This window comes from Mycobacterium malmoense (assembly GCF_019645855.1).
Taxonomy (GTDB): Bacteria; Actinomycetota; Actinomycetes; order Mycobacteriales; family Mycobacteriaceae; genus Mycobacterium; species Mycobacterium malmoense.
In genome coordinates, this window is the sequence record NZ_CP080999.1 from 2,943,987 (window position 1) to 2,967,746 (window position 23,760).

The 23,760-nt window shown below is 69.4% G+C and carries 8 protein-coding genes and 2 pseudogenes; 2 read left to right on the plus strand and 8 right to left on the minus strand.

The genetic code is table 11. From position 1 onward, the window contains the following. Positions 1-5: 5 nt before the first annotated feature. Both K3U93_RS13715 and K3U93_RS13720 read right to left on the minus strand, forming a co-directional pair. Positions 6-12,515, minus strand: coding sequence for a type I polyketide synthase (locus K3U93_RS13715; RefSeq protein ID WP_220688538.1), 12,510 nt, complete (start codon positions 12,513-12,515; stop codon positions 6-8). Positions 12,516-12,876: 361 nt separating this feature from the next. Continuing rightward, a complete protein-coding gene (locus K3U93_RS13720) occupies positions 12,877-13,227 on the minus strand; it encodes a hypothetical protein (protein WP_083011043.1) in 351 nt (116 codons plus the stop codon). Positions 13,228-13,386: 159 nt separating this feature from the next. On the opposite strand from K3U93_RS13720, the gene rbpA reads away from it, so the two are divergent. Continuing rightward, positions 13,387-13,722, plus strand: coding sequence for an RNA polymerase-binding protein RbpA (gene rbpA / locus K3U93_RS13725; RefSeq protein ID WP_071509947.1), 336 nt, complete (start codon positions 13,387-13,389; stop codon positions 13,720-13,722). A 19-nt stretch (positions 13,723-13,741) separates the two neighbouring features. On the opposite strand, the pseudogene K3U93_RS25680 reads toward rbpA, so the two are convergent. From K3U93_RS25680 to K3U93_RS13745, 4 genes and pseudogenes are all read right to left on the minus strand, one after another. Then, positions 13,742-14,566 (minus strand): annotated as a pseudogene (locus K3U93_RS25680) (polyprenol monophosphomannose synthase); the annotation flags it as partial. Between the two features lie 71 nt (positions 14,567-14,637). Next, positions 14,638-16,278 (minus strand): annotated as a pseudogene (gene lnt / locus K3U93_RS25685) (apolipoprotein N-acyltransferase); the annotation flags it as partial. A 337-nt stretch (positions 16,279-16,615) separates the two neighbouring features. Next, complete coding sequence (locus tag K3U93_RS13740) at positions 16,616-18,148, minus strand: amidohydrolase (protein ID WP_139797031.1); 1,533 nt, start codon at positions 18,146-18,148, stop codon at positions 16,616-16,618. Positions 18,149-18,317: 169 nt separating this feature from the next. Then, the gene (locus K3U93_RS13745; RefSeq protein WP_071509944.1) at positions 18,318-18,878 is read right to left on the minus strand and encodes an FxsA family protein; all 561 of its coding nucleotides are present in this window, start codon (positions 18,876-18,878) and stop codon (positions 18,318-18,320) included. 61 nt (positions 18,879-18,939) lie between these two features. Between K3U93_RS13745 and K3U93_RS13750 the strand changes: the two genes are divergently transcribed. After that, positions 18,940-19,635 (plus strand): dienelactone hydrolase family protein, encoded by a 696-nt coding sequence (locus tag K3U93_RS13750; RefSeq protein ID WP_071509943.1) that lies wholly within the window; start codon positions 18,940-18,942, stop codon positions 19,633-19,635. Between the two features lie 16 nt (positions 19,636-19,651). Here the strand turns inward: K3U93_RS13750 and K3U93_RS13755 are convergent, their stop codons facing one another. Beyond that, positions 19,652-20,047: a PPOX class F420-dependent oxidoreductase gene (locus K3U93_RS13755; protein ID WP_071509942.1), complete on the minus strand. Its 396-nt coding sequence runs from the start codon at positions 20,045-20,047 to the stop codon at positions 19,652-19,654. Between the two features lie 91 nt (positions 20,048-20,138). After that, the gene (gene cobN, locus K3U93_RS13760) at positions 20,139-23,708 is read right to left on the minus strand and encodes a cobaltochelatase subunit CobN (protein ID WP_083011040.1); all 3,570 of its coding nucleotides are present in this window, start codon (positions 23,706-23,708) and stop codon (positions 20,139-20,141) included. Between the last annotated feature and the right edge of the window lie 52 nt (positions 23,709-23,760).

Genomic DNA, 23,760 nt, shown 5'->3' on the forward strand with positions numbered 1-23,760 from the left:
CCGCCCTACTCGTCGTCGTTCATCAGCGCCGCGTTGACCAGGTCGTCGAGGTCCATGTCGGCGATGTCCTTTTCGGCGGCCGGTTTGGGGGTCGCCTGACTCGCCTGACCGTTACCATCGGCTTCGGTTGCCAGCGCAAGCAACAGTTCCAGGACTCCCGCTTGCCGGAGGCGCTTGACCGGAATCGACCCGACGACGCGCTGGATTTCGGCTTCCCCGGGCGCGGCGGCCGGGGTTTCTTGCTCCGATGCGCCGACGAGCTCTCGGTGCATGTAACCGGCCAGCGCGGCGGAGTTCGGGTAGTCGAAGATAAGCGTGGGTGAAAGCGCCAGTCCGGTGGCGGATTTGAGCCGGTTGCGCATTTCGACCGCGGTCAGCGAGTCGAAGCCCAGCTCCTGGAACGCCTTGTCGGGGTCGATCGCCTCGGGGCTGGAGTTGCCGAGCACGGTGGCGATGTGGGAACGCACCAGGTCCAGCAGGACCGTGTGTTGCTCGTCGGCGGGCAGCCCTTCAAGGCGTTGCAGCAGAGCCGATTTCGACTTCGCGGCGGCCAGCGAGTCGTCGACCTGGCGCCGAGTGGGCGCGTTGATCAAATCGGTGAACATCGGCGGCAGCGTTCCCGCGTCGAATTTGACCCGCAGCGCCGCGCGATCGAGATGGGCTGGCAGCATGAATGGTTCGTCGACAATGAGCGCGGTGTCCATCAACTCCAGGGCCTGGTCCGAGGGCATCGCGACGATGCCGTCGCGGCCGAACCTGGCGAGGTCTGCGGCGCCCAGTCCGCCGGTCATGGCGCTGGCCTGATCCCACAAGCCCCACCCCAGCGAAATCGCCGGCAACCCATGAACCCGCCGATGTGCGGCCAACCCATCCAAAAACGAGTTCGCCGCCGCATAGTTAGCCTGACCCGACGCACCCGCCAACCCCGCGATCGAGGAAAACAGCACAAACGCCGACACATCCACATCACGAGTCAACTCATGCAAATTCCACGCCGCATCCACCTTGGCCCGCAACACCGCATCCACCCGCTCGGCACTCAACGACGTCACCACCGCATCATCAAGCACCCCGGCCGCATGAATCACCCCGGTCAGCGGACGCTGCACCGGAATATCAGCGATCACCTTAGCCAACGCCGCCCGATCCGCCGCATCACAAGCCACCACCTGCACCTGCGCACCGGCCCCGCCCAACTCGGCCACCAACTCCGCAGCCCCCGGCGCATCCGGACCACGCCGACTCACCAACACCACATGACGCACCCCATGACGCGCCACCACATGCCGCGCCAACACCGAACCCGCCATCCCAGTACCACCGGTAACCAACACCGTGCCCGCCGCCCACGCATCCGGCATCACCATCACGACCTTGCCGACATGACGCGCCTGACTCAAATACCGCAACGCCGCCGACGCCCGCCGCACGTCAAACGTGGTCACCGGCAACGGCCGCAGGATGTCTTCGCCGAATAGCGCGGTCAACTCCGCGAGCATCTGTTGGATGCGGTCCGGTCCCGCCTCGAAGAGGTCGAAGGCGCGGTAGCGCACACCGGGGTGATCCCGGGTCACGACGTCGGGGTCGCGGATGTCGGTCTTGCCCATCTCCAAAAACACCCCACCAGGGCCGACCAGCCGCAACGAGGCATCCACGAACTCACCGGCCAGCGAATCGAGCACCACATCCATGCCACGCCCACCGGTGACCGCCCGAAACTTACCCTCAAACTCCAAACTGCGCGAATCGGCGATATGATCCTCGTCAAAACCCATGGCCCGCAACGTGTCCCACTTCCCACGGCTAGCCGTGGCGAACACCTCCAACCCCCAATACCGCGCCAACTGCACCGCCGCCATCCCCACCCCACCAGCGGCAGCATGCACCAACACCCGCTGCCCCGGCCTGACGGAGGCCAGGTCGGCCAGCGCGTAAAAGGCGGTGGCGAACACCACCGATGTGGTGGCCGCCGCGGTGTGCGACCAGCCGGCCGGCACCTTGACCAGCAGCCGCTGATCGGTGACGGCGATTGTTCCGGTGCCGTTGGGGAATAGGCCCATGACCTTGTCGCCCACCGAGAAACGGCCGGCGCTTTCGGCGCTTTCCAAGACGACGCCGGACGCCTCGACACCCATCACCGCATCCGGGTCGGGGTAGAGGCCCAGCGCGATCATGACGTCGCGGAAGTTCGCGGCGACCGCCGACAATGCGACCCGGACCTGGCCCGGCTCGAGCGGCGTGTCGGCGTCGGGAATCGGCTCCAACCGCAGGTTTTCGAAGGTGCCGGCGGCGCTGAGACCCAGACGCCACGGTCCCTCGCCCGGCGGCACCAAAATCCCGTCGACCGCGCGACTGCCACGCACCCGCGCCGTGTATGGCGTGTCTCCGCGTAGCAGCACCTGCGGCTCACCGACCGCCAAACTCGCCGCCACCGCTTGGTCATCCAGCCGCCGATCGGAGTCCACCAGCACAATGCGGCCGGGATGCTCGGTCTGCGCCGAGCGCACCAACCCCCACACCGCCGCGCCCGCCAGATCGGTGACGTCCTCGCCCGGCAACGCCATCGCGCCCCGGGTCGCCACCACCAGCACGCCCGAATCCCGCTCGGTCAGCCACGTCCGCAGTACGTCCAGCGCCTTGCGCGTGGCGGCGTAGACGTCCGCCAGGACGTCGCCGGCCGCGGGGGTGGACTCGAACAACAACACCGATCGGTCGGTCTCGGCGATGTCCAACTGCGTTGTCTCCCAGGCGCATACCAAGACCGGCTGCACCGTGGTCGGCGACTGCGCCGACCAGACCACCTCGAAAAGCCGGTCCGGGCCGGAGCTTGAGACCGCGGCCAGCAATTGCCGCTCGGTCACCGGCCGGGCCACCATCGAGGCGACCGAAAGCACCGGCAGCCCCAGCCTGTCGGCCAATTCGATCGACACCGATGTGGGGCCCGTCGGTGCGATCCGCGCGCGCACGGCCGACGCACCCGCGGCGTGCAACGACACGTGCTGCCAGGAGAACGGCACCAACACCGAACCCTCATCGACCGCCATCGCCCCGGTACTGTCGGAAGCCAAAATCAGCGCGTGCAGTGCCGCATCCAACATGGCCGGGTGCACCCCGAATCCGGCCGCAGACACCCCGGTGTCCGACGGTAGCGAAACTTCGGCGAACACTTCGTCGCCGCGGCGCCACATCGAGGTCAGTCCGCGGAACGCGGGCCCATATCCGTAACCACGTTGGGCCAGCCGCTCGTACCCGTCGCTGACATCCACCGGGACCGCACCCACCGGAGGCCACGCCGAGAGGTCGGCGGCCGGCTCCACCGCCCCCGGCCTCAGCACGCCCTCGGCGTGCAACAGCCAACCGGAGCCGGCCTCGGCACGCGAAAATACCGACACGTCACGGGCATCCGTCGCGTCCGGGCTGCCGACCACGACCTGCACGGCCACCGAGCCCGCGGCCGGCAACACCAGCGGCGCCGCCAGATTCAGCTCGTCGACGACTCCGCAGTCCACCTCGTCGCCGGCGCGGATTGCCAACTCCACGAACCCGGCACCGGGGAACAGCACGACGCCGCCAATGGCGTGATCGGACAACCAGCCCTGCGCGGTGGGCGACAACCGACCGGTCAGCACCACCCCGCCCGACGCCGGCAGCTCGACGACCGCACCCAACAATGCATGTTCGCCGGCCGCCAGGCCGAGCCCGGCGGCATCGACCGTCGCACCGGAACGTGACATCCAAAACCGCCGCCGCTCAAAGGCATACGTCGGCAGCTCGACAAAACGCCCGCCCGGCAACATCGCGCGCCAATCCACGCCTACACCCGAGACGAACGCCCGCGCCACCGCGTTGGTGAGGGCCGTCGGTTCGGGGTGGTCCCGCCGCAGCATCGGTACGGAGACCACGCGATCATCCGGGACGTCCGCCAGCGACTCCTCGATGGACGCCGTCAAGCCACCCGCCGGTCCGACTTCGAGGAACCGGGTGGCACCGGCCGATTGCGCGAAATGCACGCTGTCGGCGAAACGCACCGCGTCGCGGATGTGACGCTTCCAGTAGTTGGCCGACGCGAAATCGTCCGCCGCGGATTGGCCGGTCACGTTCGAGACGACGGGGATGGTGGGCCGTCCGACGGGCAGGCCCGCGGCCAACGAGCCGAACTCGTCGATGATAGGTTCCATCAGCGGGGAGTGGAATGCGTGGGAAACGGCCAACTTGTGGACCTTGCGGCCCTGGCCGCGCAGCCGATCCGCAATGGCGGTCACCGAATCCTCGGCGCCGGAGATCACCACCGAGGCGGGACCATTGATTGCGGCGATGCCGACGTCGGCGCCCAGCAGCGGCCGCGCTTCGTCTTCGGTGGCCGCCACGGCGAACATCGCACCGGCGGCGGGCAGCGACTGCATCAACCGGCCGCGCGCGGCCACCAGCAGCGCCGCGTTTTCCAGCGAGAGCACGCCGGAGACGTGGGCCGCCGTCAGCTCGCCGACCGAGTGTCCCATGACGAAATCGGGCCGCATACCCCAGGTTTCGAGGAGGCGGAACAACGCCGTTTCCACCGCGAACAGCGCCGGTTGTGCGAATTCCGTGGTGTTCAACAGGTTTTCGTCATGCCCCCACATAACTTCGCGCAGTGGGCGCAGCAGGTGCCGGTCCAGCTCGGCCACCACGGTGTCGAACGCCTCGGCGAACACCGGGTATGCGGCATGAAGTCCCATGCCCATGCCGAGCCATTGGGAGCCTTGGCCGGGGAAGACGAAGACGGTCTTGCCCGCCGGTGTCGCGGTGCCGCGAATCACCGACACGGGTTCATCGGCGGCCAACTCGTCCAGCCCAGCCAGCAGCCGATCCCGATCACCACCGACCACGACCGCGCGATGCTCAAAAGCCGACCGGCCCGCCAACGTCCACCCCACATCGGCAACATCCAACTCGTCGTGCGCGCGCACATGCCCGGCCAGCCGCGCCGCCTGAACCTCCAACGCCGACACCGATTTCGCCGACACCACCCACGGCACCACCGGCCGCGTCGGACCGGCTTGGCGCGGCGCTGACTCGGGTGCGGCCTCCACGATCACATGGGCGTTGGTGCCGCTAATCCCAAACGACGACACCCCCGCCCGGCGCACCCGCCCCTGCACCGGCCAGGGCCGCGGTTGCGTCAACAACGCCACCGACCCCGCCGACCAATCCACATGCGGGCTCGGCACATCCACATGCAAACTCGCCGGCAACACCTCATGGCGCAACGCCAACACCATCTTGATCACACCCGCCACCCCCGCGGCGGCCTGCGTGTGACCCATGTTCGACTTGATCGACCCCAACCACAGCGGTTCGTTGCGCCCCTGCCCATAGGTCGACAACAACGCCTGGGCCTCAATCGGATCGCCCAACGTGGTGCCGGTGCCATGCCCCTCCACCGCATCCACCTCGGCCACGCCGAGCCCGGCATTGGCCAACGCCGCACGCACCACCCGCTGCTGCGACGGACCGTTCGGGGCGGTCAGCCCGTTCGAGGCCCCATCCTGGTTGACCGCCGAACCGCGGACGACGGCCAACACCGGATGCCCTAAGCGCCGCGCATCCGAGAGCCGCTCGACGACCACCATTCCCCCGCCCTCGGAGAATCCGGTGCCGTCGGCCGCCCCGGCGTAGGGCTTGCACCGGCCGTCGGGCGCCAACCCGCGCCAGCGGCTGAACTCCACGAAGATGTCGGGGGTCGCGTTGACGGTGACACCGCCGGACAGGGCCAGGTCGCACTCGCCCGACCGCAGCGACTGCACCGCCAAATGCAGCGCCACCAACGACGACGAACACGCCGTATCCACCGACACCGCCGGGCCCTCCAACCCCAGCACATACGACACCCGCCCCGAGGCCACGCTCGCTGACTGGCCGGTGAGCCGGAAGCCTTCCACCGGCTCCGCGCCGTGTATCCCATAACCTTGCGTCATGACACCGGCGAACACGCCGGTGGCGCTGCCCCGCAATGACATCGGGTCGATCCCAGCCCGCTCCAACGCCTCCCACGACAGTTCGAGGAACATGCGCTGTTGCGGATCCATCGCCAGCGCCTCGCTCGGCCCCACGCCGAAGAACCCCGCGTCGAAATCCGCCACGTCGTCGACGAATCCGCCCGTGCGGGTGTAGCACCCTCCCGGTACGTCGGGGTCGGGGTTGAACAGGCCTTCAAGGTCCCAGCCGCGATCGCTCGGGAACTCCGAGAGCACGTCGCGGCCCTGGATCAACATCTCCCAGAGGTCGTCGGGGGAATTGACCCCGCCCGGATAGCGGCACGACATGCCGACGATGGCGATCGGATCGTCCCCCGTGGCGCGAACCGCCGGGGTGTGCTTGATTTCTTGTGAGACACCGGCGAGTTCGGCGCGCATGTACTTGGCCAGCCCGTTGGGTGTCGGGTAGTCGAAGATGAGCGTGGGTGAAAGCGCCAGTCCGGTAACGGTTTTCAGCCGGTTGCGCATTTCGACCGCGGTCAGCGAGTCGAAGCCCAACTCCTGGAACGCCTTGTCGGGGTCGATCGCCTCGGGGCTGATATTGCCGAGCACGGTGGCGATGTGGGAACGCACCAGGTCCAGCAGGACCGCGTGTTGCTCGTCGGCGGGCAGCCCCTGCAGGCGGTGCGCCAGAGCCGATTTCGACTTGGCGGCGGCCAGCGAGTCGTCGACCTGACGCCGGATCGGCGTGTTGACCAGGTCGGCGAACATCGGTGGGACCGCAACGCCGTGGGCTCGCAGCGCGGTGAGGTCGATGCGGGCGGGCGCAATGAATGGTTGGTCGACGATCAGCGCGGTGTCGAACAATTCCAGCGCTTCTTCCGAGGACAAGGCCAAGACTCCGTCGCGGCCCAGGCGTGCGAGGTCGGCGGCATCGAGTCCGCCGGTCATGGCGCTGGCCTGATCCCACAAGCCCCACCCCAGCGAAATCGCCGGCAACCCATGAACCCGCCGATGTGCGGCCAACCCATCCAAAAACGAGTTCGCCGCCGCATAGTTAGCCTGACCCGACGCACCCGCCAACCCCGCGATCGAGGAAAACAGCACAAACGCCGACACATCCACATCACGAGTCAACTCATGCAAATTCCACGCCGCATCCACCTTGGCCCGCAACACCGCATCCACCCGCTCGGCACTCAACGACGTCACCACCGCATCATCAAGCACCCCGGCCGCATGAATCACCCCGGTCAGCGGACGCTGCACCGGAATGTCAGCGATCACCTTAGCCAACGCCGCCCGATCCGCCGCATCACAAGCCACCACCTGCACCTGCGCACCGGCCCCGCCCAACTCGGCCACCAACTCCGCAGCCCCCGGCGCATCCGGACCACGCCGACTCACCAACACCACATGACGCACCCCATGACGCGCCACCACATGCCGCGCCAACACCGAACCCGCCATCCCAGTACCACCGGTAACCAACACCGTGCCCGCCGCCCACGCATCCGGCATCACCATCACGACCTTGCCGACATGACGCGCCTGACTCAAATACCGCAACGCCGCCGACGCCCGCCGCACGTCAAACGTGGTCACCGGCAACGGCCGCAACACCCCGGCATCGAACAGCGCCGCCAGTTCGAGCAGGTACTCGTGCATGCGGGGGCGGCCGGGTTCGAAGAGGTCGAAGGCGCGGTAGCGCACACCGGGGTGATCCCGGGTCACCACGTCGGGGTCGCGGATGTCGGTCTTGCCCATCTCCAAAAACACCCCGCCAGGGGCGACCAGCCGCAGCGAGGCATCCACGAACTCACCGGCCAGCGAATCGAGCACCACATCCATGCCACGCCCACCGGTGACCGCCCGGAACTTACCCTCGAACTCCAAACTGCGCGAATCGGCAATATGCTCCTCGTCAAAACCCATGGCCCGCAACGTGTCCCACTTACCACGGCTAGCCGTGGCGAACACCTCCAACCCCCAATACCGCGCCAACTGCACCGCCGCCATCCCCACCCCACCAGCGGCAGCATGCACCAACACCCGCTGCCCCGGCTCGACGCCGGCCAACACCGACAACGCGTAGTACGCCGTCGCAAACACCACCGACACGCCGGCGGCTTCGGCATAGGACCAGTCGGCGGGCATGGGAAGCAGCAGCCTGACGTCGGCGGTGACCAGGGTGCCCGAGCCTTCGGGGAACAGCCCCATCACCGCATCACCGACCGCGAATTCGGTGACACCGGAGCCGATTTCGACGACCACGCCGGCGGCTTCGCTGCCCAACGGCGCATCGTGCGTGAACATGCCCAGGGCGATCATCACGTCGCGGAAGTTCGCGGCGATGGCGCGGACGGCGACCCGGACCTGGCCCGGCTCCAACGGCGCACCGGCGTTGGGAATCGGCTCCAACCGCAGGTTTTCGAAGGTGCCGGCGGCGCTGAGACCCAGACGCCACGGTCCCTCGCCCGGCGGCACCAAAATCCCGTCGACCGCGCGACTGCCACGCACCCGCACCGTGTGCACCGTTCCCCGGCGCACCAATGCCTGCGGCTCACCGGTCGCCAACACCGCGGCCGCGGCGCCGCCGTCCAGGGGCGCGTCGGAGTCCACCAGCACAATGCGGCCGGGATGCTCGGTCTGCGCTGACCGCACCAATCCCCACACCGCCGCGCCCGCCAGATCGGTGACGTCCTCACCCGGCAACGCCATCGCGCCCCGGGTGGCCACCATCAGCACGCCCGAATCCCGCTCGGTCAGCCATGACTGCACGACCGCCAGCGCCCGGTGCGTGCGCTCATAGGTCGCCGTCACCGGATCATCGTCGGCGACAAGGGAGACAAGGGATTCGAATAACTCGTACGACGGAGCCGGGTCGGCATCGGCCGCTCGGGTCGTAGGCACCGGCGACCAGACCACCTCGAACAGCCGGTCCGGGCCCGAACCCGACACCGCGGCCCGCAACTGCCGCTCGCTCACCGGACGGGCCACCATCGCGCCCACCGACAGCACCGGCAACCCTAGGCCGTCGGCCAGCTCGATCGTGACCGCCGACGGACCCGTGGGCGCGATCCGCGCCCTTACCGCCGAGGCGCCCGCGGCGTGCAACGACACGCCTTGCCACGAGAATGGCAAGATCACTTCGGTTGCCGCAGTTGCTGTTTCGTTGACCAAGATCATGGCGTGCAACGCCGCGTCAAGCAACGCAGGGTGCACCCCGAACCCGCCGGCACCTCCGGCCGCGTCCGGCAGCCGCACCTCGGCGAACACCTCATCACCACGGACCCAGGCCGCGGTCAATCCCCGAAACGCCGGGCCGTACCCGTAGCCACGCGCCGCCAGCCGCTCGTAACCGTCAGCCGGATCGACGGCGACCGCGCCCGCCGGCGGCCACATCGACAGATCCACGCCCGGCTCCACCGATCCGGGCCTCAACTCCCCCTCGGCGTGGCATACCCACCCGGAAGCGGCGTCGGCGCGCGAAAAGATCGAGACACTGCGCCGGCCCGACTCTTGGGCGGGACCCACGACCACTTGCACGGCAACCGATCCTGATTCCGGCAACGTCAATGGCGCTTGCAGCGTCAATTCGTCGACGACCGAACACCCGACCTCGTCGCCGGCGCGGATGGCCAACTCCACCAACCCCGCACCCGGGAACACCACCAGCCCGGACACCGCGTGATCGGCCAACCACCCCTGGACGCCGGGCGACAACCGACCCGTCAGCGCCACCCCACCCGAGGCTGGCAGCTCCACCACCGCGCCCAGCAACGCGTGCTCGCTCGTTGCCTGCCCAAAGCCGGCGGCATCGACCCCCACACCATCGCCGGACAGCCAAAACCGGCGCCGCTCAAAGGCATACGTGGGCAGCTCGACAAAGTGCGCCCCCTCCAGCGCGCCACGCCAGTCGACGGCCACGCCCGCCACAAACGCGGAGGCGGCCGACGTCAGGAACCGCTGGAGCCCGCCGTCATCGCGGCCCAGGGTGGGAACGACGATGGCTTCGGTGTTGCCGGTGGAGCAGTCGTTGAAGGTGGCCTCGATCCCGGCGATCAATGCGGGATGCGGGCTGGATTCGATGAACGTGCGGTATCCCTGCTCGCACGCGCTGCGCACCGCCTGGTCGAACTGCACGGTCTGCCGGATGTTGCGATACCAGTAGTCGGCATCCAAAGCCGCTGTGTCCAAACGGCTTCCGGTCACCGTGGAAAAGAAGACGGTGCGTGACGAACGTGGCTCTATATCGGCCAGGGCTTCGCCGAGATCGCCGCGGATCGCCTCCACCTCGGCCGAGTGGGACGCGTAGTCCACGTCGATCCGGCGGGTGCGCACATCGAGGTCGGCGCAGGCCCGGACGAGCTCGTCCAGTGCGCCCACCTCGCCCGACACCACGACCGCCGAGGGGCCGTTGACGGCAGCGATCGCAACCCGATTGCCATACGGCGCCAACAACTCCCGCACCCGGCCGGCGCCGCACGCGATCGACACCATGCCGCCGGGACCGGCCAGCGCGGCCAGCAGCTTGCTGCGCAGCGTGACCACCCGTGCGGCATCCCGCAACGACAGCGCGCCGGCGACATACGCCGCGGCGATTTCGCCTTGCGAATGGCCGATCACGGCATCCGGCGTGACGCCAACCGATTTCCACAGTTCGGCCAGCGACACCATCACGGCGAACAGCACCGGCTGGACCACGTCGACGCGATCCATGCCCGGAGCGCCGGGTGCGCCGCGCAGGACGTCGGTCAACGACCAGTCGACGAATTCCGAGAAGGCTTCCGCGCACGCCCGCATCTGCTGCGCGAATGCCGGTGCGGTGTCGAGCAATTCGATGCCCATGCCGAGCCATTGGGAGCCTTGGCCGGGGAAGACGAAGACGGTCTTGCCCGCCGGTGTCGCGGTGCCGCGAATCACCGACACGGGTTCATCGGCGGCCAACTCGTCCAGCCCAGCCAGCAGCCGATCCCGATCACCACCGACCACGACCGCGCGATGCTCAAAGGCCGACCGGCCCGCCAACGTCCACCCCACATCGGCAACATCCAACTCGTCGTGCGCGCGCACATGCCCGGCCAGCCGCGCGGCCTGAACCTCCAACGCCGACACCGATTTCGCCGACACCACCCACGGCACCACCGGCCGCGTCGGACCGGCTTGGCGCGGCGCTGACTCGGGTGCGGCCTCCACGATCACATGGGCGTTGGTGCCGCTAATCCCAAACGACGACACCCCCGCCCGGCGCACCCGCCCCTGCACCGGCCAGGGCCGCGGTTGCGTCAACAACGCCACCGACCCCGCCGACCAATCCACATGCGGGCTCGGCACATCCACATGCAAACTCGCCGGCAACACCTCATGGCGCAACGCCAACACCATCTTGATCACACCCGCCACCCCCGCGGCGGCCTGCGTGTGACCCATGTTCGACTTGATCGACCCCAACCACAGGGGCTCTCCAAGCTCGCCCCGCTGCTGCCCGTAGGTGGACAACAACGCTTGGGCCTCAATCGGATCGCCCAACGTGGTGCCGGTGCCGTGGCCTTCGACCACGTCAATCTCGGCCGCGTTCAACCCCGCATTCGCCAGCGCCGCACGCACCACCCGCTGCTGCGACGGACCGTTCGGGGCGGTCAGCCCGTTCGAGGCCCCATCCTGGTTGACCGCCGAACCGCGGACGACGGCCAACACCGGATGCCCTAAGCGCCGCGCATCCGAGAGCCGCTCGACGACCACCATTCCCCCGCCCTCGGACCAGCCGACCCCGTCGGCCGCTCCGGCGTAGGGCTTGCACCGGCCGTCGGGCGCCAGCCCCCGGTGCCGGCTGAACTCCACGAAGACCGTTGGCGTGGCATTGACCGTCGCGCCCCCCACCAGGGCCAGGTCGCACTCGCCCGACCGCAGCGACTGCACCGCCAAATGCAGCGCCACCAACGACGACGAACACGCCGTGTCCACCGACACCGCCGGGCCCTCCAACCCCAGCACGTAAGCGACCCGGCCCGTTGCCACACTCGAGGTCACACCGGTCAGCCGGTATCCCTCGGCCTCGTCGGCGATCATCCCGTAGCCCTGCGCGATAATCCCGGCGAATACGCCGGTAGCGCTGCCCCGCAACGACATCGGGTCGATCCCGGCCCGCTCCAACGCCTCCCACGACAACTCCAGCAGCATCCGATGCTGGGGATCGGTCGCCAGCGCCTCGCTCGGCCCCATTCCAAAAAAACCCGCGTCGAAATCCGCGGCGTCATCGACAAACCCGCCGTACCGCGCATAGCACTTGTGCGGCGCGTCGGGATCCGGGTCGAACAGCCCCGCCAGGTCCCACCCGCGATCGGTGGGAAACTCCGACATCACATCCCGGCCGTCGGCCACCATCTGCCACAGACGCTCCGGGGTATCGACCCCGCCCGGAAAGCGGCACGACATGCCGACGACCGCGATCGGCTCATTGGACCGCTCCAGCAGCGCACGGTTAGTGCGCTTCAGGCGTTCAACCTGGACCAGCGCTTTGCGCAGCGCTTCGGTCACATGCTGGAGTTGATCAACCATCACTACCCTCGCCTAACATTGGCCGTCTTAGACCGCGGGATGCGGCTCTCGCCGAGTCAAGGAAGTTGCTGCACGGGGCGCCGCCGCAATCTTTGCAACCGGCGTCGTGCTGCTCTTCGACCCAAGTTCGCTGGTGAGTATCGCCAACTCCGGCACGATTTCAAAACGTCGGACGCTCCCGGCTTCCCCACGGGGATCGGACTCGACACCTGGAACACCTTCCCGATTGTTCCTCTGCCCCCTGTACACCCGGGTGCACCTGGCGCGCCATCCATGGCGCGACTGTACCCGGCTACCCATCGGCGGTGGTCAGGCGCGGGCCAGACGGGGTCAGACGGGGTTAGACATGGGTTAGACAGGGTTAGACACCCGCTCGGCGCCAGCCGTCGGCCGCGCGGGCGGCCCGGATCAGCACGTCGCACAGTTCCCGCAGTTCGGCGGCACCCGCTCCTTCGTCGAGCGCGGTGGTGACATCCTCGGCCGCGCATCGCACCTGGTAGACACGGTCCGAGAGGTCGGCCGCATCGTCGGCCGACAGCACCACCGCGTCCGCCGGCAAGGCCCCAGCCTCGCCCCGATTCAGCGAGGCACGTTGCTCGTACGCCCGCTGCCGGCACGACTGCCGGCAGTACTGACGGCGACGGCCCATCCCGGCATTGGTCACATCGCGGCCGCACCAGCGGCACGGCTGGGGGTGGGCGCGGCGGGTCACGCCTGCCGACTTTAGTCCGCCGGGTTCGGCGATCCCGGTATCATCAATATTCGCGTCGCGTATGCCGCGTGTCGGGCCGGGAACTACGCAGACCGTCATAACGTTTGCTAAACGGACAGAATTGCACCACAGCCCAGAGGACCTAGAGGAGTAGCACACATGGCTGATCGCGTACTGAGAGGCAGCCGCCTCGGAGCCGTGAGCTACGAGACCGACCGCAACCATGACCTCGCGCCGCGTCAGATCGCGCGATACCGCACCGAGAACGGCGAGGAGTTCGAGGTTCCGTTCGCCGACGACGCCGACATTCCCGGCACCTGGCTGTGCCGCAACGGCATGGAAGGCACCCTCATCGAGGGCGACCTGCCCGAGCCGAAGAAGGTCAAGCCGCCGCGCACGCACTGGGACATGCTGCTGGAGCGCCGCACCGTCGAAGAGCTTGACGAGCTGCTCAAGGAGCGCCTCGATCTGATCAGGTCGCGCCGCCGCGGCTGACGAGGGCCGTTCGCGCCCGTTATGTGCGGTTGTCGGCCCGCGTGGCTCGGGCGCGCGAGCTCCTGGTCCGTCGCCCCTCGATGCCCCATCGAGTGACTTTGACCAGCGCCTCGCGGATGTTGGATCCGCTCATTTTGGAGACGCCGAGTTCGCGCTCGGTGAAGGTGATGGGCACCTCGACGACGACGAACCCGTTGCGGATCGTGCGCCAGGTCAGGTCGATCTGGAAGCAATAGCCCTTGGAGTCCACACCGTCGAGGTCGATCGCCTCGAGCACTTCGCGGCGGTAGGCGCGGTAGCCGGCGGTGATGTCGTGGACGCCGATGCCGAGCGCCACCCGCGAATAGGTGTTGGCCGTCTTGGACAACGCCAGGCGTCGCCACGGCCAATTTCGCACCGTGCCCCCGTCGACGTAGCGGGAACCGATGGCCAGGTCGGCGCCGGCGTCGACGGCGTCCAGCAGGCGGTGCAGCTGTTCGGGCGCGTGGCTGCCGTCGGCGTCCATCTCGACGAGCACCGCGTATTGCCGGCTCAGGCCCCAGGCGAAGCCCGCCAGGTACGCGGCACCCAGGCCGTTCTTGGCGGTGCGGTGCAGGACGTGGGTGCGTCCGGGGTCGGCCGCCGCCAGCTCGTCGGCGAGCTGGCCGGTGCCGTCGGGGCTGCCGTCGTCGACGATGAGCAGGTGCACGGCGGGGCAGGCGTCCTTCAGCCGCCGGTGGATCACCGGCAGGTTCTCCCGCTCGTTGAAGGTGGGGATGATTACCAGGACGCTCTGGCTGGGACGGTTGCCCGGGACCTGGGACGCCGGCTGGCCGGTGGTCATGTAGCTCCTCTGTCTCGCCCGAAATAAGGTCGGCCGCGCTCGTCGGGCGCAGCGTCTGGCGGGGTCTCTGCGTCGCCCTCGTCGAGCGGGACCTCGCCCGGGGGCGCGCCGGCGTCTTCCGATTCACCCCGAGGCCTGGGCCTGAGACGAATCGGACGCGGGAACCATCCATTGTGCCGTATCCCGGCCAGAATGACCGCTCCGGCCGCCGCGACCAGAATCCATTGCAGGATCGGGCCCCAGCGGGTTGCCGGCGTCAGCTTGGTTTTGAGGCGCACCTGGATGTCCAGGTAGGCGGGCTGGAAGAAGTTCGTGCGCACCAGCTCGGCGCCGTCCGGCGCGATCACCGCGCTGATCCCGGTGGTGCCGGCAACCACGACGTATCGGTCGTGCTCCACGGCCCGCACCATGGCGAACGCCAGCTGTTGTTCGCTCATCGTCTTGTTGAAGGTGGCGTTGTTGCTAGGCACGGCCAGCAACTGGGCACCGCCCAGCACCGCTTTCCGCGGGGCGCGGTCAAAGATCACTTCCCAGCAGGTGGCCACCCCGACCGGCACCCCGGCGATGTGCACCACGCCGCTGCTTTTGCCGGGCACCATATGGCCGGCCCGATCCGCGTACCCGGAGAGATGCTTGAACAGCCATGGCATCGGCAGGTACTCGCCGAATGGCTGCACGATTCCCTTGTCGTGGCGGTCGGCCGGTCCGGTCGCCGGCGTCCACACGATCACGGTGTTGGTGTACTGCGAATCTGCCCGTGTGCGGCCCGGCACGTCGAGGACGGTGCCGACCAGGATCGGTGCGCCGATCGCCGCGGCGGCTTGCGTGATCCTTTCCGCGGCGTCGGCGTTGACGAGGGGGTCGACGTCCGACGAGTCTTCGGGCCAGATCACGAATTGCGGCTGTGGCGCGACCCCGGCACGCACGTCCTCCGCCAGCCGCAGCGTCTCCCGGACGTGGTTGTCCAGCACGGCTCGGCGTTGCGCGTTGAAGTCGAGGCCCAGGCGCGGCACGTTGCCCTGCACGGCCGCGACGGTGACCGTGGGTTCGCCACCCGATCCCGCGCCGGCGTGCCGCACCTGCGGCCAGACGACGACGGCGGCGAACAACACCAGGCAGATGCAGACACCCGGCAGCACCACGGCGGGCGGCCGGTCGGGCGCCTCGGCGCTCCCGCCACGCGCCCGGCTACCGGATTTCCACCACTTCGCGATCTCCAGCCCGATCGCGGTCGCGCTGAATCCCACCAGCACGGTCGCCGTCGAGAGCAGCGCAACCCCGCCCAGCTGGACCAGCGGCAGCAACGGGCCTTGCGCCTGACCGAAGGCCACCGAACCCCAGGGAAAGCCGCCGAACGGAAAGATCGACTTCAACCACTCCTGGGCGGCCCACACCACCGCGAACCAGATCGGCCAGCCGGGCAGCCGCCGCACGATGACGGCGCACAGGCCGAAAAGGCCGGGATACAGCGCGCACGTCGTCGCCAGCACCAGCCAGGGCACGGCGCCCACCAGGGTGCTGATCCAGGGCAGCAGCGGCAGATAGAACGCCAGCCCGAACAGGAACCCGTAGCCCAGGCCCCCCGCCGGTGTGGTGGCGGGGTGCGTCAGCACCCAAGCCAGCAGCGCCGCGGCGACGACGGCGGCCCACCACCAGTTCAGCGGCGGAAAGCTGGCGCACATCAGCAAGCCGGCCACGACGGACAGCACCAATCGCGGCAGGCGTGGCAGCATCGCGGCCCTCACCGCCGGCAGTCGTGCGATCGCCGCGGCGCCCAGCCCCGCCAGCGCCCGACGTGTCGCGGCGCCCAGCCGATCGGCCAGGCTCGGAACGTCAGGCGCGCCGGCGGGCCGGTCGTCGGGTTCTGGCTCTGCCTCCTGCTTTGGCCCGACGTGGGCCTCGGTGGCCTCGGTGGCCTCGGTGGCCTCGGTGGCCCGCTCCGATTCCGCTTCGTCGCTTATCGGGTCGGTGTCCGACGGGGTCGTGAGATCCTCGGCCGCCGGGGCGGCCTCGCGGTCCTGGTCGGGGCGTCCCTCGCGGTCGGGGCGCCCCTTGCGGCCGAACCATGACCTAGCCATGGATGACAGCGCCTCGGTGCACGGTTCGGCGGCAGCGCGGCGGGGCGTCGGTCGGGCCCAACCGCGGTAGGGCGGGTACCCGCGAACGCGGGTCGGTGGACCAGCGCTGGACGGCGTCGCGAGGTGCGTGGATGTCGAGGGCCCCGGCGTCCCACACGGCGTAGGAGGCCTGCGCCCCGGGCACCAGGGTCCCCGTCTGGCCGTCTCGGACACCGGCGGCCCGCCAGCCGCCGCGGGTCGCGGCAGCAAATGCCGCCCGTGCCGAGACCGCGCTGCCCGGGGTGTGGTGATTGACCGCCGCGCGCACGCTTACCCACGGGTCAAGGCCCGTTACCGGGGCGTCGGAACCGAGCGCGAGGGGCACGCCTTGGGATGCTAACAGCGCAAGCGGGTTGAGTTGACCGCCTCGTTCGGAGCCAAGCCGCCGGGCGTACATGCCGTCGGGGCCGCCCCACAGCGCATCAAAAGTGGGCTGCACGCTGGCGATGACGCCCCAGGCGCCCAGTTTGGCGGCCTGGTCGGCGGTGACCATCTCCACGTGCTCGAGGCGGTGCCCGCAGCGGGCGACGGCGGCCACCCCGAGGTCGGCGACGACCCGTTCGAAGGCCGCGACGGCCGCCGAGACCGCGGCGTCGCCGATGACGTGGAAACCCGCGGTGACCCCCGCCTCGGTGCAGGCCCGCACGTGGGCTTCGATGACGTCGGGGTCCAAGTAGCAGGTGCCGGTGCGTTGCGAGGCGTCCGCGTACGGCTCGTGCAGCCAGGCGGTGCGCGACCCGAGCGCCCCGTCGACGAACAAGTCGCCGGCCAGCCCGCGGGCTCCGGTCTCGTCCATCAACGCGCGGGCCTGTGCGGGCGTGGTCACCGCCTGGCCCCAGTAGCCGATCACCTCGACGCCGTGATCGAGGGCACGCAGCCGCAACCAGTCGTCGAGCCCGCCGATTTCCGGGCCGGCGCATTCGTGCACGGCGACGATGCCGGCCGCCGCGGCGGCGTCCAGCGCCGCCGTCCGGGCGTCGGCCAGCTGTTCGGCGGTCAGCAGGTCACGGGCGACGGCCCGGACCAGGTGGTGCGCGTCGCCGACGAGCGGCCGCTCGGCGGCGAAACCGGCCGCCGCGGGTAAGTCTGGGACCAGCCGTCGCAGGCCCGTTGAGGCCAGCGCGGAGTGCACGTCGACGCGGGCCAGGTAGGCGGGCCGGTCACCGAGTGCGGCATCCAGCTCACCGGTGCTCGGCGGGGTGTTGTCGGGCCACGAGGATTCGTCCCAGCCATGCCCCCACACCGGCTGGCCCGGGTGGGCGTCAGCATAGTCGGCGACCATCCGGATGCACTGCGCGCGCGAGCGCGCCGGCCGCAGGTCCAGCCCGCTGAGCGTCAGGCCGGTGGCGGTGACGTGGATGTGGCTGTCCACGAATCCCGGCGTTACGAAGCCGCCGTCCAGGTCCTCGACCTCGGCGCCCGGGAACTGGCCGCGGGCGGCCTCGTCGCCGCCCAGCCACGCGATGACATCCCCGCGGACGGCCATGGCGGTGGCGTCGGGGTGGGTCGGGCTGTGCACCCGCCCGTTGACCAGCAGCGTGATGGAGCGGTCGGTCTCGTCCAGCGACGCTGCGGGCCGTGAAACGGCCCGTGTAAAAGCAGGACGATCAGCGTGGGTCACGGGCCAAAACTACGCGTGGGGGCGCGCCGGGCGATCAATCCCAGCCGGGCCGTCCCGGGAATCCACCGCGGGTCGGATCGTTCGGACCGGCGGGCGGGTCGAAGTCCTCAACGTCGATGACCTCGCCGTCGATGTAGTCGCGGCCGTCGCCCGAATAGCCGCGGCGCGAGTCGGCCCCGAAGACCGTGGTCTCGGTGATCAGCGGCACCCGCCGTCGCAAACCCCGTATCCCGATCGCGGTCAATCCGGGGCCGGCGACATACCGTATCGGCGGAACCAGCAGCAATAGCCCCGTCACCGTGGTGACCAAACCGGGAACGAGGACCAGGACGGTGGCCAGCGTGATCAGCGCGCCGTCGCTGACGGCGTCCCCCGCAAGCGGGCGGTGCCCCCAGCGCGGTTCGGTCAGGCCGGACCTCAGCTGCCCGACTTTGCGAATGAGCTGCGACCCGGCCATCGGGGCCAATAGGCCCCATCCGAGCAGGAAGGTGGCCAGCAGCACCAGCAGCGTCCAGCCCCACCCGATCGTCGAGACCAGCGCGAAAATCACCCCGAGCTCGACGACGGCATAGATCAGCAACAGCCGCGACAGCATGTGACGTCAACGTCTGTGGGGCACGCTCGAGTTCCCCTGGTGGCTGCAGTTAGATGACGCTATGACGACGATTCAGATCGACACCCCCGACGGACCGATCGATGCCCTGCTGAGCCTTCCGCAGGGTGACGGCCCGTGGCCGGGTGTGGTGGTGATCCACGACGCGATCGGTTACGGCCGGGACAAGGAGGCGATCAACGACCGCATCGCCCGGGCCGGCTATGTGGCGCTGACTCCGAACATGTACTCGCGGGGTGGGCGCATCCGCTGCATCACCCGGGTCATGCGGGAGCTGATGACGCAGCGGGGTCGCGCCCTTGACGACATTCTGGCCGCCCGCGATCACCTGCAGGCCATGCCGGAGTGCTCGGGGCGTGTCGGCATCGCGGGTTTCTGCATGGGCGGGCAGTTTGCGCTCGTTATGTCGCCCAAGGGTTTTGGTGCCTCTGCGCCGTTCTACGGCACTCCCCTGCCGCGCAATCTGAGTCAGACGCTGGAGGGGGCGTGCCCGATCGTGGCCAGCTTCGGTGGCCGTGACCCGATGGGTAGGGGCGCGCCCGACCGGCTGCGCGAAGTGACCGCGGCCAAGCAGATCGCCGCCGACATCAAGGTCTACTCCGGCGCCGGGCACAGCTTCGCGAACACGCTTCCCGCCCAGCCGCTGCTGCGCATCACGGGTTTCGGCTACGACCGGGCCGCCACCGACGACGCCTGGAGCCGGGTCTTCGCGTTCTTCGGCCAGCACCTGGGTAGCTGACGGCCGGGTCGAAGCGTTAGCTTTGGGCCACCTTGAGCTCGAGGCCGACGTTGTTGTGCATGCCACCGCGCAGCCTGCTGACGAAATTGAAGACCTTGCCCACGATGCCGTACCGCCTGCCGATCGCGTCGTAGACGGCGGCGGTTTGCGATTTGTCGAGGATGGCCGCGGTGCCCTCGACGGCCTCGCTGGTCGGGCGGCCGCCCATGGTGCAGGTGGCCAGCGTCACGCGGGGTGTGTTGCGAATCCGCTTGACCTTCCACGACTTTGACTCGGTGATCACCAGCAGGCGATCGCCGCGCTCTCCGTCCAAGGCGGCCCAGATCGGAGTCGGCTTGGGCCGGCCATCCCTGGTGAAGGTGGTCAGCAGGATGTATCGCGCCTTGGCGAGGTCGGCAAAAGTGGGCGTCACGGGTGCCAACCTACCTCGCGAGCAGACGCGGAATCGCACTGCGCGGGCCTTGCGCGTGCGATTCCGCGTCTGCTCGCCAGGGTTGGCGGGGTCAGCCCTCGAGGTCACCCTCGGCTTCCAACAGCGCCCGGCGCAGCCCGTCCAGGGTTTCCGGTTGCGGGTCGGCCCACATGCCGCGACCGGCCGCCTCCAGCAGCCGCTCGGCCATGCCGTGCAGCGCCCATGGGTTGGATTCCGCCATGAACTTGCGGTTCTCCGGGTCCAGCACGTAGCGGTCGGTGAGCTGTTCGTACATCCAGTCGGCCATCACCCCAGCGGTGGCGTCGTAGCCGAACAAGTAGTCGACGGTCGCGGCCATCTCGAACGCGCCCTTGTAGCCGTGCCGGCGCATCGCCGCCATCCAGCGGGGATTGACCACGCGGGCGCGGAAAACCCGGGCGGTCTCCTCGGAGAGGGTGCGGGTGCGGATCGCGTCGGGCCTGGTGTTGTCGCCGATGTAGGCGGCCGGCGCCTGGCCGGTCAGCGCGCGCACCGTGGCGACCATGCCGCCGTGGTATTGGAAGTAGTCGTCGGAGTCGGCGATGTCGTGTTCGCGGGTATCGGTGTTCTTGGCGGCCACCGCGATGCGCCGGTACTGGCGGTTCATATCTTCGGTTGCTGGCCGACCGTCCAAACCGCGCCCGTAGGCGAATCCGCCCCAGGCGGTGTACACCTGCGCGAGGTCGCCGTCGTCGCGCCAGTTTCGGCTGTCGATCAGCTGCAGCAGGCCGGCGCCGTAGGTTCCCGGCTTGGACCCGAAAATCCTTGTGGTGGAACGGCGTTGGTCGCCATGCTGGGCCAGGTCGGCCTGGGCATGCGCTCTGATGTAATTCTTGTCGGCGGGTTCGTCGAGGTCGGCGACCAGCCGCACCGCGTCGTCGAGCATGGTGACGACGTGCGGGAAGGCGTCCCGGAAGAACCCGGAGATCCGCACGGTCACGTCGATGCGCGGGCGGCCCAGCTCGGCCAGCGGGATCGGCGTCAGGCCGACGACCCGCCGCGACGCGTCGTCCCATACCGGCCGAACACCCAGCAGCGCAAGGACTTCGGCGATGTCGTCGCCGGCGGTGCGCATCGCCGAGGTGCCCCACACCGACAGGCCGACCGATTGCGGCCACCGGCCATGGTCGTTCCGGTAGCGGGTCAGCAGCGAATCCGCCAGCGCCGCACCGGCCTCCCAGGCCAGCCTGGACGGCACCGCCTTGGGGTCGACGGAGTAGAAGTTGCGCCCGGTGGGCAGCACGTTGACCAGACCGCGCAGCGGCGAGCCCGACGGGCCGGCAGGAATGAACCAGCCGTCCAACGCCCGCAATACCTGGTCGATTTCGGCGGCCGTGCCGGCCAGCCGGGGCACCACCTCGGTGGCGGCGAAGCGCAGCACCGCCGCGACGTCGGCGTCGTCGGTGAGCCGGCCGGCCGCGTCGGGATCCCAGCCGGCGGCCTGCAGCGCGGCAACGAGTTCGCGGGCCACGGCCTCGGCCCGGTCGACCGAGGACCGTTCGTCGGTGCCGTCCTCGGCCAGGCCCAATGCCTGCCGCAGGCCGGGCAGGGCATGCTCGCCGCCGAACAGCTGGCGGGCCCGCAGGATGGCCAGCACGAGGTCGAGTTCGGCCTCCCCCGTGGGCTTTTGCCCCAGGATGTGCAGGCCGTCGCGGATCTGGACGTCCTTGATCTCGCACAGCCACCCGTCGACGTGCAGGATCATGTCGTCGAACGAGTCCTCTTCCGGGCGTTCGGTCAGCCCCAGATCGTGGTCCATCTTGGCGGCCCGGATCAGCGTCCAGATCTGCTGGCGGATGGCGGGCAGCTTGCCGGGATCCAGCGCGGCCACGTTGGCGTGCTCGTCGAGCAGCTGCTCCAAACGCGCGATGTCGCCGTAGGTTTCGGCGCGCGCCATCGGCGGGATGAGATGGTCGACGAGCACCGCGTGCGCGCGCCGCTTGGCCTGGGTGCCCTCGCCGGGGTCGTTGACCAGGAACGGGTAGATCAGCGGCAGGTCGCCCAGCGCGGCGTCGGGCCCGCAAGCCGCCGACATGCCCAGCGTCTTGCCCGGCAGCCATTCCAGGTTGCCGTGCTTGCCCAGGTGCACGACCGCGTGAGCGCCGAATCCGATGTCCAGCCAACGGTAGGCGGCCAGGTAATGGTGACTCGGCGGCAGGTCGGGGTCGTGGTAGATGGCGACCGGGTTCTCCCCGAAGCCGCGGGGCGGCTGCACCATCAGGACCAGGTTGCCGGATCGCATTGCGGCGATGACGATCTCGCCGTCGGGGTCGTTGCTGCGATCCACGAACAGGTCGCCGGGCGGCGGCCCCCAGTGCCGGGTCACCGCGTCGGTGAATTCGGCGGGCAGGGAAGCAAACCAGTCGCGATAGTCCTTGGCGGACACCCGGATTGGGTTGCCCGCCAGTTGCCCTTCGGTGAGCCAGTCGGGGTCCTGCCCGCCGCGTTCGATCAGCGCGTGGATCAGGGCGTCACCGTCGTTCGCCTCGACGCCGGGCAGATCACCCACCTGGTAGCCGCGCTCGCGCATCGCCCGCAGCAGCGCGACCGCGCTGGCCGGGGTGTCGAGCCCGACCGCGTTGCCGATGCGGGCGTGCTTGGTCGGGTAGGCCGAGAACACCAGGGCGACACGCTTGTTGGCGGGGGCGACGTGCCGCAGCCGCGCGTGCCGGAGCGCCAGGCCCGCGACCCGCGCGCAGCGCTCCGGGTCGGCGACGTAGGCGATCAGCCCGTCGTCGTCAATCTCCTTGAACGAGAACGGGACCGTGATGATGCGGCCGTCGAACTCGGGCACCGCCACCTGGCTGGCCACGTCGAGCGGGGACAGGCCGTCGTCGTTGTCGCGCCATTGGTCGCGGGGGCTGGTCAGGCACAGGCCCTGCAGGATCGGGATGTCCAGGGCCGCAAGGTGTTCGACGTTCCAGCTGTCGTCGTCACCGCCGGCCCCCGCCGTCGCCGGTCTCAGCCCCCCGGCGGCCAGCACGGTGACCACCATGGCGTCGGCGTCGGAGAGCCGTTGCAGCAGTTCGGGTTCGGCGGTGCGCAGGGAGGCGCAGTAGACGGGCAGCGGTCGCCCGCCGGCGTCTTCGATTGCCCGGCACAGCGATTCGACGTAGGCGGTGTTGCCGGCCAGGTGCTGCGCGCGGTAGTAGAGCACCGCGATCGTCGGGCCGTCGGTGTTGGCAGGCCGCTCCAGCTCGCCCCAGGTCGGCGTCACCACCGGCGGCGCGAACCCGAAGCCGGTCATCAGCACCGTGTCCGAGAGGAAGGCGTGCAACTGGCGCAGGTTGTCCACGCCGCCGTGGGCCAGGTAGATGTGCGCCTGCACGGCGATGCCGGCCGCCAGCGTCGACAGGCCGGTCAGCTCGGCGTCGGCGGCCTGTTCCCCGCTGACCAGGACCGTCGGGACACCGCTGGCGGTCACCGCGTCGATGCCGGCCTGCCAGGCGCGGTAGCCGCCGAGGATCCGGACCACCACGATCGACGCGTCGGCGAGCAGCTCGGGCAATTCGTGGTCAAGCAACCGCGACGGGTTGGCCCACCGATAGTTCTTGCCGCTGGAGCGGGCGCTGATCAGGTCCGTGTCGGACGTCGACAGCAGCAGGATGGTCGGCTCGGGCACCCCTCATTCGTACCGTAGCCGGGCTCGGCGCTTCGCCCTGGGCGCTCGCGAG